At 69.1% G+C, this 12,525-nt stretch carries 6 protein-coding genes; 3 read left to right on the top strand and 3 right to left on the bottom strand.

From position 1 onward, the window contains the following. Positions 1 to 12 precede the first annotated feature (12 nt). Genes yoaA through mrcB form a run of 3 tightly spaced genes read right to left on the bottom strand, consistent with a single transcriptional unit; the run spans position 13 to position 5,117 of the window. A complete protein-coding gene (yoaA, locus tag C7443_RS17115; protein ID WP_110019882.1) occupies positions 13 to 1,950 on the bottom strand; it encodes a DNA repair helicase YoaA in 1,938 nt (645 codons plus the stop codon). A gap of 54 nt (positions 1,951 to 2,004) precedes the next feature. Beyond that, entirely contained in the window at positions 2,005 to 2,718 is a 714-nt protein-coding gene (locus C7443_RS17110) for a tetratricopeptide repeat protein (RefSeq protein ID WP_110019881.1), read from the bottom strand. Next, the gene (gene mrcB, locus C7443_RS17105) at positions 2,715 to 5,117 is read right to left on the bottom strand and encodes a penicillin-binding protein 1B (protein ID WP_246004697.1); all 2,403 of its coding nucleotides are present in this window, start codon (positions 5,115 to 5,117) and stop codon (positions 2,715 to 2,717) included. Before mrcB ends, C7443_RS17110 begins: the two co-directional genes overlap by 4 nt. Before the next feature lie 147 nt (positions 5,118 to 5,264). Between mrcB and C7443_RS17100 the strand changes: the two genes are divergently transcribed. From C7443_RS17100 to C7443_RS17090, 3 genes are read left to right on the top strand one after another with little or no spacing between them, the layout of a single operon-like run. Beyond that, positions 5,265 to 6,842, top strand: a complete 1,578-nt coding sequence (locus tag C7443_RS17100) for a bifunctional aminoglycoside phosphotransferase/ATP-binding protein (protein WP_146213334.1) — start codon at positions 5,265 to 5,267, stop codon at positions 6,840 to 6,842. Beyond that, entirely contained in the window at positions 6,839 to 8,599 is a 1,761-nt protein-coding gene (locus C7443_RS17095) for an autotransporter assembly complex protein TamA (protein WP_110019875.1), read from the top strand. The genes C7443_RS17100 and C7443_RS17095 overlap by 4 nt, the downstream gene beginning before the upstream one ends. Next, positions 8,596 to 12,522: a translocation/assembly module TamB domain-containing protein gene (locus tag C7443_RS17090; protein WP_110019874.1), complete on the top strand. Its 3,927-nt coding sequence runs from the start codon at positions 8,596 to 8,598 to the stop codon at positions 12,520 to 12,522. The genes C7443_RS17095 and C7443_RS17090 overlap by 4 nt, the downstream gene beginning before the upstream one ends. The last annotated feature ends 3 nt before the right edge of the window (positions 12,523 to 12,525 follow it).

Here is a 12,525-nt window from a genome sequence, read left to right as displayed (position 1 = left end):
CAGAAAGCGGCCTCAGCCGGCAGGGGGCACAGGTACGGCGTCGACCCAGGCAAAGAAACGGCGCACCCGCTCGCTCTGGCGGGTACGCGTCATCGGCGGCAGGCTGTCGAGGAACAGCTTGCCGTAGGGTTTGCTCAGCAGGCGCGGATCGGCGAGCACCAGCACGCCGCGATCGTCGACGTCGCGGATCAGCCGGCCGACGCCCTGCTTGAGGGTGATCACCGCGTGCGGAATCTGGTATTCGATGAACGGATTGCCGCCGGCACGCTTCATCGCCTCGATACGCGCCGACAGCACCGGATCGCCGGGGCTGGAAAACGGCAGCTTGTCGATGACCACGCAGGACAGCGCCTCGCCGCGCACGTCGACGCCTTCCCAGAAACTCGACGTGCCGAGCAGCACGGCGTTGCCGAGCTGGCGGAAGCGCGCGAGCAGCGCCGCCTTCGGCAGCGAGCCCTGCAGCAGCAGCGGATGCGTGCAGCGATCGCGCAGCAGCGCCGCCGCCTCGTTGAGCGCGCGGTAGCTGGTGAACAGCAGGAAGGCACGGCCGCGCGAGGCATCGAGCACCGGCAGGATCGCCTCGACCAGCGCCGCGGTGTAACCCGCCGAGGCCGGATCGGGCAGATCCGGCGGGTGGTAGAGCACGGCGTGACGGCGATAGTCGAACGGGCTATCGAGCTTGAGCTTTTCACTGTCGGCCGGCAGGCCGAGGCGCTGCGAGAAATGCCCGAAGCCCTCGCCGACCGCCAGCGTCGCCGAAGTGAAGATCCAGGCGCTGCGGTAGAGGTTCATGCGGCCGCGGAAGGTCGGTGCAATGTCGAGCGGCGTCTGGCTCAACGTGACGCTGCGCGCATGGGTTTCGAACCAGTGCACCGTGTCGGCCTCGGGCGGCTGCGTCAGCTGGGTGAAGCGCTGGCACAGTTCGAGGGCACGGGCATGGCAGTTTTCCAGCCCCTTGCCGCGCGGAGCGGCCTCCTGCAGCGCCGCGATCAGCGTGGCGAAGGCACCGGCGACCGCCGCCACCGCCTCGGTGAGCTCCGGCAGCTCGGCGACCTCGTGCCACGGCGCGCGCCGGCTTTCTTCGCCGAAGGCCTGGCGCAGGCGCACCACGCGCTCCTCAAAGCTCGCGGCGCGTTCGGCCAGATCGGGAAAATCGCGGGCATCGCGGCCCTGCTCGACCATGGTGTCGCGGGCCAGCTCGCTCAGCTGGCGGCTGGACAGGCTGAGGCCGAAAAACGTGCTGGCGACTTCGGGCAGCTGGTGGGCCTCGTCGAACACCACGGCGTCGGCGCCCGGCAGCAGCTCGGCAAAACCCTCTTCCTTGATCGCCATGTCGGCGAAGAACAGATGATGGTTGATGACCAGCAGCTCGGCTTCCTGCGCCTCGCGGCGTGCGCGGACGACGAAGCAGTCCTGGAACTGCGGGCATTCGCTACCGAGGCAGTTGTCGGCGGTCGAGGTCACCTGCGGCCACAGCGGCGAGTCCTCGGCGACGTCCTCCACCTCGGCGATGTCGCCGCTGCGGGTGAAGGCCGCCCACTGGCGGATGCGCACGAACGCCGCCGCCAGTTCGCGCGAACGAAAACGCCCGCCGGCTTCCGCCGCCGCCATGCGCCACAGGCACAGGTAGTTGGCGCGGCCTTTGAGCAGCGCGACCTTGACGGCGATGCCAAGCGCGGCCCGCACCACCGGCAGATCCTTGTGGAACAGCTGGTCCTGCAGCGCGCGGGTGCCGGTGGACACGATCACCCGGCACCCCGAGCTCAGCGCCGGCAGCAGGTAGGCGAAGGTCTTGCCGGTGCCGGTGCCGGCCTCGACGATCAGCGTGCCGCTGTCGGCAATCGCCCGCTCGACGGCCTCAGCCATCGACTGCTGCTGCGCGCGCGGCGCGTAGCCGGGGATGTGACGGGCAAGCGGGCCATCACTGGCAAAAAACTCGGAAATCTCCATGCGTGCAGGCGCACGGTCACGGCGGCGCAGGCTGTACGCCGCCGTGACCTGGACTCACTGTCCGAGCGTCGCGGCCTGCGCCTCGGCGGCGTCGCCACCGGCGGCGTTGCCACCGGCACGGCGCACCGCGGCGATCAGCCGCCAGGCTTTCGCCTGCAGGGCCTTGTCGCCGCCGGCCATGCCGATCGCCTTGCTGGCCATCGCTTCGGACTGCGCGTACTGCCCCTGATGCGCGCGCACCTGCGCCAGGTCGTAGAGGATCGACGGATTGCGCGGCTCGATACGCTGCGCGCGTTCGAGCGAAGCCGCGGCCTTGTCGAGATCACCGCTCTGCACATAGCCGGCCGCTGAATCGAGCAGCGCAACGACCGCGGTGTTGCCCTGCCGGCTGATCTCCGCCGGCGGAGCGGCCGGACGCGCTGGCGCCGGTGCTGGCGCCGGACTCGGAGCGGGTGCCGCGGGTGTATCACTCGGCGCATTCACCGCAGCCTGATTGCTCGGTGGCGGCGCCGGCTGTGCCGGCAGCGGCTGGCTGTTGAGCGGCTGGGCATTGAGTGGCGCGCCGCCATCGTTGGCGAACGGCTCAGGCCGTTCGAGCGGCTGCACCTCGACCACCGGCGCGCTCTGGCGCACCGGCGTGCGCGCCGCCGGGGCCCGGGTGCGGTCCTCGACCGGCGCACCGAAAGGCGAAGGCGCGGCGCAGCCGACCATCAGCAGCAGGAACAGCGGCGTCAGCAGCCGCGTGCGACGCAGGGCGGGCATCGTCATTGCATCAGTCTCTTGAAGAAGTCACCAATGGAGTCGGTCGCGGGTGCCGGTTCCGCCGGTTTTTCACGGGAACGGGGTTCTTGCGCTGCGGGTGCTTCGGTACCGTCGCCCGCATCGCCCGGCGCTGCATCATACCCTTCAGGCGGGACATAGCCGGCGTGGCAGGGGGCCAGTGCCCGCGGCGCACTGCCGCTGATGAACGGCAGCGACAGCGCCCGCCCGCAGTTGCCATCGGCCAACCCGCCGCTGCCGGGATCGATGCTGGCCATCTGCACGTCCTGCGGCTGCGCCATCTCCACCGGCTCAAGATTGAATTTATTCATCATGTCGATCCAGACGCGCAGCGCGCCGTTGGCGCCGGTCAGCCCGGTCGGCCGGTTGTCGTCGCGGCCGACCCAGACCAGCGTCATCAGATTGCCGCTGAAGCCACCGAACCAGGAATCACGCAGGTCGTCGGTGGTACCGGTCTTGCCCGCGAGGTTGAGCTTGCGGTCGAGCGTGCGGTAGACGGCGGTGGCCGTGCCTTCGCGCACCACCGCCTGCATGGCGTTGACCACCAGATAGGCCGGCCCCGGCTGCACCACCTGCTCGATCTCCAGCGGATAGCGCGTCAGCGGCTTGCCATCCTGCGCGGTGACCTCGCGAATCGCCCGCAGCGGTGCGCGATAACCGCCGCTCGCCAGCGTCTGGTACATCTGCGCGATCTCGAACGGCGACAGGTCCGCCGCCCCGAGCACCAGTGCGGGATAGGGCTTGAGGTCCTGCCGTGCGCCGAGCCGATGCAGGATGTCGACGACCCTATCCATGCCGATCTGCTTGGCGATCCAGGCCGTCGGCACGTTCATGGAGTGCGCCAGCGCGTAGCGCAGGATCACCCGGCCGCGGAAGTTCTTCTCGTAATTGCGCGGCGACCAGTCGCCGCCACCGCCCGGCAGGTGCCAGGTGAACGGCTGATCGGGAATCGAGGTCGCCAGCGTGAACTGCTGCGGATCTTCCAGCGCGGCCAGATAGACCGCCGGCTTGAGCAGTGACCCGGCCGGGCGGCGGGCGTCGAGAATGCGGTTGAAGCCGGCCAGGCGCACGTCGCGACCGCCGACCAGAGCCATCACTTCACCGTTGTCCGGACGCACCACCACCGCCGCACCCTGCAGCGTATCGGCCTTCATGCGCCGGCTCTTTTCGAGCTGCGGCAGCATCGAGACGATCGAATCTTCGGCGTCGGCCTGCACGCGCGGGTCGAGCGTGGTGAAGATGCGCAGCCCCTCGCTGGTCAGGTCTTCCTCGCGATAGCTCTCGCGCAGCTGCCGCTGCACCAGATCGATGAAGATCGGATAGCGCGTCAGGCCGCCACTCTGCCCACGCTCGCTGACGCCGAGCGGTGCGGCTTTCGCTGCCGCCAGCTGCCCGGGCGTGAGCTTGCCCTGCTCGGCCATCGCATCGAGCACCAGATTGCGCCGCTCCAGCGCGCGCTCGGGATGCCGGCGCGGATCATAGTAGGACGGCCCCTTGACCAGACCGGCGAGCAGCGCCATCTGCGGCAGTTCGAGCTCGCCGAGCGGGCGGTCGAAGTAGAAACGCGCAGCGAGCCCGAAGCCGTGCACGGCACGCGCACCGTCCTGACCGAGGTAGATCTCGTTGGAATAGGCTTCGAGGATCTCGTCTTTCGAGTAATGCCACTCGATCAGCACCGCCATCAGCATTTCGTTGAGCTTGCGGCTGAAGGTGCGCTCGCTGCTGAGGAAGAAGTTCTTCACCAGCTGCTGGGTCAGCGTGCTCGCGCCCTGCACGGTGCGCCCGGCACGCATGTTGACCACCGTGGCACGGATCACGCCCTTGAAGTCGATGCCGAAATGCTCGAAGAACGAACGGTCCTCGATCGCCGTCAGCGCATCGACCAGGCCCTGCGGCAGGTCGCTGCGCCGCACCAGGATGCGGTCTTCGTGATGGGCCGGATAAATACCGGCGATCTCGATCGGCTCCAGACGCAGCAGGCCGGGGGCCGGCTGGCCGTCGAGGGCTTCGATGCTGCTCAGCTTGCTGCCGTCGAAACTCACGCGCAGGTGCCGCGGCGACTCGGTGCCATCCCAGAAGGCGAAGCCGCGGGTGGTCAGCTCGAAGCTGTCGCCGCGGCGCACGACGGTACCGGGGCCTTCATCGGCGCTGGTTTCCCGGTAGAGCAAGGCGTTGAGTTCGGTTGCGAACTGGCCGGGCTTGAGATTCATGCCGGCGAAGGCTTCGAGCGGACTGGCGTAGACGCGCGCTGGCAGCGCCCAGCGCTTGCCCTCGAACTGCGTGCGGATGACGCCATCGAGATGGCTCGCATAGCTGTACAGCGCCACGGCACCGATGACGACGCCGCCGAGCAGGACGAGACCGATCAGGTGAAAAATGCCGCGCACGAAGCTGGGGCGTTTGGGGGGACGACGTTTAGGGGTTCGGGCCATCTGATAGAGGAAACGAGCGCCACCGCGCAGGACGCGGCGGTTGGTTGGGGGACGGCTGCTGGCCTATCCTGTGCGCCTGCATTCGGCCAAGGACAAAGAGGCGTGACAACGCAAGCGAACTCCCCCATCGACACACTGGCTGCGGCCATGATGGCACCCGGACTCTATCCGCAGGTCACCACCGTGGACCGGCTGGAAACACATATTTCCTACGTGTTCCTCGCCGGTGAGTACGCTTACAAGATCAAGAAGCCGCTGAATCTGGGCTTTCTCGACTTCAGCGAACTCTCCCGCCGCCGGTACTTCTGCGAGGAGGAAGTGCGACTGAACCGCCGTCTGGCGCCGGACATTTATCTGGATTGTATCCCGATCTGCGGCAGTGCGGAAAACCCGCAGATCGGCGGCGATGCACAGGATGCCATTGAATGGGCGGTGCGTATGCGCCGCTTCCGCCAGGAGGATCTGCTCGACCGTGTCCTCGCCGACGGTCGCCTGCAGCCGCGCCACATCGATGCCATCGGCCGCCGGCTGGCGCAGTTCCACGCCGGCATCGCCGTTGCCGGTGATGACTCCGCCTTCGGTACACCGCAGTCCGCCGCCGACCCGGCGCTCGAAAACTTCCGCCACAGCCGCGAACTGCTGCCCGCTGCGCAGGATCAGGCGGCACTCGACCGCCTCGAAACCTGGACGCGCGCCGAACTCGAACGCATCCAGCCGGCCTTGCGCCGGCGCAAGGCCGAGGGCCGCATCCGCGAGTGCCACGGCGACCTGCACCTGGGCAACATGATCCTCGCCGGCGACGAGGTCACGATCTTCGACTGCATCGAGTTCAACGATGCCTTCCGCTGGATCGACGTCACCGCCGACCTCGCTTTCGTGCTGATGGATCTCGAACAGCGCGGCGCCCCGGCCTACGCGCACCGCCTGCTCAATGTCTGGCTGGAGTTCAGCGGCGACTACGACGCGCTCGAAGTGCTGCCGTTCTACCTGGTCTACCGCGCGATGGTGCGCGCCAAGGTCGCCGGCATCCGCCTGGCACAACCCGGCCACTCGCCGCAGGCCGCCGCGGCGCTGCTCGCCGAAGCCCGCGAGTACCTGGCACTGGCGCAGCGTTTCACCGCGCCACGCCCGCCCTTCCTGCTGATCACCCACGGTGTCTCCGGCTCCGGCAAGTCGACGCTGACCGGCGTGCTGCTCGAAGCCTTCGCGGCGATCCGCCTGCGCTCCGACGTCGTGCGCAAGCGTCTGTTCGGCCTCGGCCCGCTCGATGACAGCCACTCGGCGGTGGCCGGCGGCATCTATACCGCCGAAGCCAGCACCCTCACCTACGAGCGCATGCTCGAACTCGCCGCGCGACTGCTCGGCCTCGGCTACCCGGTGCTGGTCGACGCGACCTTCCCGCAGGACTGGCAGCGCACGCCGTTTCGGGAACTGGCAGCGGAATGCAACGTGCCTTTCGTGCTGCTCGCCTGCACGGCCGACCCGCAGACGCTGCGCGAACGCGTCGCCGCCCGTCACGCCAGTGGTCACGATGCTGCCGAAGCCGACCTCGCCGTGCTCGAACAGCAGCTCGCGCACTACGTCGCACCGGCCGCCAGTGAGCAGGCGCTGGAAGGCAGCGGACTGAGTGCCGAGGCCCTGACCGCCGCCGTGCGTGCCCGCATCGAGGGCGCTGAGTGAGGGTCGGCGCAAGCGCCCGTCTGCCTCTGTCCGGCTGGCTGCTGGCGGCGCTGATGTTCAGCGCCGCCGCGCAGGCCGCGCCGGGCGTGGTCGTCGAAATCGACGGCCTCGACGACGAGCGCCTGCGCCACAACGTCGAGGCCTTCCTCGACATTGAATCAGCAGTCGGCAAACCGCTGCCGACCGACGCCCGCGTGCACTGGCTGCACGCACAGGCGACGGCCGAGATCCACGCCGCGCTGGAGCCGTTCGGCTACTACAGCCCGCAGATCGACGCCGAACTCCAGCGCAGTGACGACGGCGGCTGGCGCGCCGTCTACCGCATCGATGCCGGCCAGCCGGTGCGGGTGCGTGATTTCGACGTGGTCATCAGCGGCGCGGCCGCGCAGGACGCCCCCTTTGCCGCCCTGCTCGACCGTCAGGCGCTGCACGCCGGCGCGGTATTCGAGCACAGCGCCTGGGAAGACCTGAAAAGTGCGCTGCAGGGCCTGGCCACCGAGCGCGGCTACTTCGAGGCGCGCATCGAGCGCGCCGAGGTCATCGTCGACCCGGACGCCGGCGCTGCCGACGTGCATTTCCATCTCGACAGCGGCCGCCGCTACCGTTTCGGCGAACTGAGTTTTCGCCAGGACTTCCTCAAGGATTCACTGCTGCGCCGCTACAACCGCATCAAACCGGGCGATCCCTATGACGCCGCGGCGCTGATCGACCTGCAGTCAGCGCTCAACGATGCCGACTACTTCAGTACCGTCGAACTCGACGCCGGCCCCGATCGCGCCGATGGCGACGTGGTGCCGATCGACGTGCGCCTGGAGCCGCGCAAGCGCAAGCGCTACGACTTCGGCCTCGGTTACGGCACCGACACCGGCCCGCGCGGGCGCATCGGCTATCAGGACCGCTGGGTCAACTCGCTCGGCCACAAGATCAACAGCGATCTGCGCGTCTCGACGATCAAGTCAACCCTGTCGGCCGAATATGTGATTCCCGGCAACGACCCGCGCACCGAACAGGTGGCCATACGCGCCGGTGCCGACTATGAAAACTCCTCGACCAAGTGGTCGCAGACGGCGGTGATCGGCATCAGCAAGCAGGTGCAGCTGACCAGCGCCTGGCAGCGCATCGTCGCGCTCGACGAGCAGGTCGAGCGCTTCCGCCAGGACAACGGCGATACCGAAACCGTCGCCCTGCTGATCCCCTCGCTCAGCTTCACGCGCCTGCACGCCGACGACAAACTCAACGTCAAACGCGGCGACCGCCTGACCTTCAAGCTGCGCGGCGCTGCCGAGCCGCTGCTCTCCGATCTGTCGTTCGCGCAGTTCAGCGCCGGCGCCAAGCGTGTCCAGCCGCTCGGCGATGACGCCCGGCTGCTGGTCCGCCTCGATGCCGGCACCACCTGGACCTCGGACCTCGAACGCCTGCCGACCTCGATCCGCTTCTACGCCGGCGGCGACAACAGCGTGCGTGGCTACGCCTATGAATCGATCGGTCCCCGCAACGCCAAGGGCGACGTCATCGGCGGCAAGAACACCGTCGTCGGCAGCGTCGAGTACGAACATCGCGTGGTCGGCGACTGGAGCGTGGCGAGCTTCGTCGATGCCGGCGACGCCTTCAACGACTCGATGAGCCTGAAGATCGGCGCCGGTATCGGCCTGCGCTGGGCCTCGCCGATCGGCCCGATCCGCCTCGACCTCGCCCACGGCTTCGATGATCCGGGCGACGCCTTCCGCATTCACTTCACGCTCGGTCCCGACCTGTGAAGCGCCGCCTGCTGATCGCGCTCGCCGCCGTGCTGGTCCCGCTGCTCCTGCTGCTGGCCACCGCCGGCTGGCTGCTCGGCAGCGAAGCCGGCGTGCGCACGCTGGTGCGCCTCGGCGAGCGCTACGCGCCGGGCACACTGCAGGTCGGCGAAGTCTCCGGCCACCTGCTCGGCGCCCTGCGCATTCATCAGCTCGACTATCGTGACGGCGAGCTGCACGCCGCGCTCGCGCGCTTCGAACTCGACTGGAGCCCGCGGCAGTTGCTGCACGGCCTGCTGCGCGTCGACCGCCTGGCGCTGCAAGGGCTGCAGCTCGCGCTGCCGCCCTCCGCTCCCGCGTCGGAACCCGCGACCAGCGAACCGGGCACGCCCGGTCTGCCCGACATCCACCTGCCGCTGGCGCTCGAAGTCGGTGAGCTGGCGCTCGACGACATCAGCATCACACCGCATGCCGCCGCCCCGATCCGCGTACAGCAGGCGCGCCTCAGCGCCAATGCCGGCGCCGACGGTCTGCAGCTCGCCACGCTGGACGTCGACCTGCCGGACTACGCACTCACCGCCGCCCTCAAGGGCCACGTGCAGCCCGCCGGCCGCTGGCCGCTCGACCTGACGCTGCAGGCCCGGCTCAGCAGCACGCCGCTTGGTGCGCCACTCGATGCCACCGTGCAGCTCAAGGGCGATCTCGATCGTCTGCAGGCCGAAGCAAGCACCCGGGGCGCAGCCGACAGCACATTGAGCGCACAGCTCGACGATGTCCTCGGCAGCGCCCGCTGGCAGGCACAGCTGAGCAGCCGTGCCGCCCTGCAGACGCTGCTGCCAGAGCTGGGTGATGTGCCGTTCAGCATCGCGCTCGATGCCCGAGGCGATACCGGCAAGGCGCATATCGCGCAACTGCAGCTGCGCCGCGGCGACACGCCGCTGCAGCTCGATGCTCAGGGCGATGTGCATTTCACCGAACCAAGCACCGAGCTGTCCGCCCGCTGGCGCGCGCTGGCCTGGCCACTGAATGCCGAGCCACTGATCGCCAGCCCGCAGGGCCGGCTCAGCCTCAGCGGCAGCCTGCAGGATTACCACGCCACACTCGACGCCGAGCTGCTCGAAGCCAGCGCCGGCAAGCTGCAGGTGGCCCTGCGCGCCAGCGGCGACAGTGAGCACGCCCGCCTTGATTCGCTGAGCGCCCGCTCCGCCGACGAGCGCATCCGTCTGGCACTCGCCGGCGAATTCACGGTGGCAACGCAGGCCTTCTCGGCACAGGGCGACTGGCAGAACCTCGCCTGGCCGCTGCAGGCGCCGGCGACCATAGAAAGCCCGCGCGGCAAACTGTCGGCGACCGGCACGCCGCAGGATTACCACTTCAGTGCCGAACTCGAAGCCCGCGGCCCCGACATTCCTGCCGGCCGCTGGCAACTCGCCGGCCAGGGTACGGACAGCGGCGTGCACCTGGAAACACTCGCCGGCGAGCTGCTCGATGGCCGTATCGACGGCCAGGCCGACGCGCAGTGGGCACCACAGGTGCAGTGGCAGGCCAAACTCAGCGGCGAGCGCCTCGATCCCGGCCGCTTCCGCGCCGAGTGGCCGGGGCGCATCGGCTTCGCACTCGACACCGAGGGCCGCGTCATCGATGGCACGCCGCAGCTGTCGCTCGCGCTGCAGCGCCTGGCCGGCACCCTCAACGGCCAGAAGCTCGACGGTGGTGCCCGCGTCAAGCTCGACGGTGAAAACCTCGACCTCGACGAGCTGCGCCTGCAGTGGGGGCAGATCCAGTTGCAGGCCGGTGGCAAGCTCGCGCAGCGCTGGGATCTCGGCTGGTCACTGAAAGCCCCTGAGCTCGCCGGCACCGTGCCCGGCATGCGCGGCCATGTCGAGGCCGGCGGCCGCCTCGACGGCCCGCGCGCGACGCCCCGGTTGACGCTGAAGACCCGCGCCACCCAGCTCGGCTGGAACGGCGGCCATCTCGATCGGCTAACCATCGACGCCGACGTCGACGCGGCCGGCCGCGAACGCTCGACGCTGGCGCTCGATGGCGCCGATCTGGAACTGAGCGGACAACGCTTCAGCACCTTGGGCCTGCATGGTGAGGGCACGGCGGCCAGCCACCGCGCCGAGCTGTCGCTGCAGGGCGAGCCGCTGACGCTGGCTCTGGCGCTGAACGGTGGCATCGAGGCGCAGGACTGGCGCGGACGCATCACGCGGCTGGAATTGCACAACGCCGACTTCGGCGACTGGCGCCTGGCCAGTGCCGTCGCCCTGCGCGCCGGACGCGACAGCGCGGAACTGGCACGCCTGTGCCTACTCAGCGCCCCGGCACGCCTGTGCAGCGAGGGCCAGTGGAGTGCTGCGGCGGGTGGCACCGTCAAACTCAAACTCAACGACTTCGCCCTTGCCCGCCTCAAGCCCGTCCTGCCGCCCGATCTGCTGGTGGAATCGGTCGCGTCGCTGGATGCCGAGGCCCGCCTCGCTGCCAACGGCAACTTTGCCGGCGGCAGCGTCGATGCACGACTGGCTCCCGGCCGTCTGCGCTACGAGGCGAGCGCCGCTCCGGTGCAGCTGCCGCTTGATGCCCGTCTCGAAGCCCGCAGCGACGGCCAGCAGGCCAACCTCAAAGCCCACGTCGGCTTCGGCAGCGGCGATGGCCTCGATGCGCAGCTGCGACTGTCGGCGCTCGACGCCGCAGCCCAGCTCGGCGGTCGCATACAGGCGCGCTTCACCCAGCTGTCGATCCTGTCGGCCCTGGTGCCGGCGATCGCGGCGCCGCAGGGCCGCGTCGATGCCGACCTGACGCTCGGTGGCGCGGTTCGCGCTCCGGCGCTGCGCGGCCGTGCCGCTCTCACGAATGCCGGCGTCGAAGTCCCCGGGCTCGGTCTGAAGATCGAGGATCTGCATTTCAGCGCCAATGGTGATGGTAAAGGCGGCCTGCTGTTCGATGGCGGCGCGCGCTCCGGCGGCGGGCAGCTGAACCTGAGCGGCGGCTGGCAACCGGCTGGGCAACGCCTGCGCCTGGCGCTGCGCGGCAACGACTTCCAGGCAGCCGGCTCCAACGAGCTGCAGGCCCGCATCAGCCCGGACCTCGAAGCACATCTGGCCGATGGCAAATTGCAGATCGGCGGCGAACTCCGCGTACCGCAGGCGCTGGTCTCACCGCCGAAGAGCAGCGGCGGCGTCAGCGCCTCGGCCGACGTGCACATCAGCGGGCGCGAGGAAGCGAATGCAACGCCGCTGGCCATCGAAGCCCGCCTGCGGGTGATCCTCGGCAACGACGTCCGCGTCGTCACTCCCGGCTTCAAGGCTCGCCTCGACGGCAGTCTCCTGGTCGAACAGACGCCTCCGCTCGCACCACGCGCCACCGGCAGCATCAACGTCGAAGAAGGCGAATACCGCGTCTACGGCCAGGACCTGACCATCGAGCGCGGCCGCCTGCTGTTCTCCGGCGGGCCGGTGAACAACCCGGTGCTCGATCTGCGCGTGGCACGCACCATCGACGAGGTCACCGCCGGCGCCCGCATCAGCGGCTCGGCACAGCGGCCGCAGCTCAAGCTGTTCTCGGAACCGTCGATGCCGGATGCCAGCATCCTGTCGTATCTGGTGTTCGGCCGCGCGCCGCAGTCCGAGGAGTCCGGTGCGCTGATGCGGGCGGCGGCGCTGCTCGGCGCAGGTCAAACCAGCGGCATCGGTGACAGCATCGGCAAAGCGCTGGGCCTCGACCGCCTGTCGCTGGAAAACAGTGGTGGCGAGGGGGTTTCCGGCACTTCGGTGATGCTCGGCAAATACCTGACACCCGATCTCTACGTCAGCTACGGCGTCGGGCTGTTCGAGCCGGCGGCGACCTTCCTGCTGCGCTACAAACTGACGAAAACCCTGTCGGTCGAGACCCGCAGCACCGGCAGCGCGACCGGCGGCGATCTGATCTACTCGATCGAGCGTTGAGCG

It is taken from the genome of Plasticicumulans acidivorans (genome assembly GCF_003182095.1).
Lineage (GTDB): Bacteria > Pseudomonadota > Gammaproteobacteria > Competibacterales > Competibacteraceae > Plasticicumulans > Plasticicumulans acidivorans.
Note: the sequence above shows the minus strand (reverse complement) of the source record. Positions and strands in the feature narration are given on the sequence as shown.

What these genes read in the sequence shown, in the direction of transcription:
- yoaA (WP_110019882.1), bottom strand. Translation starts at nt 1,950, where the DNA reads ATGGAGATTTCCGAGTTTTTTGCCAGTGATGGCCCGCTTGCCCGTCAC.
- C7443_RS17110 (WP_110019881.1), bottom strand. Translation starts at nt 2,718, where the DNA reads ATGACGATGCCCGCCCTGCGTCGCACGCGGCTGCTGACGCCGCTGTTC.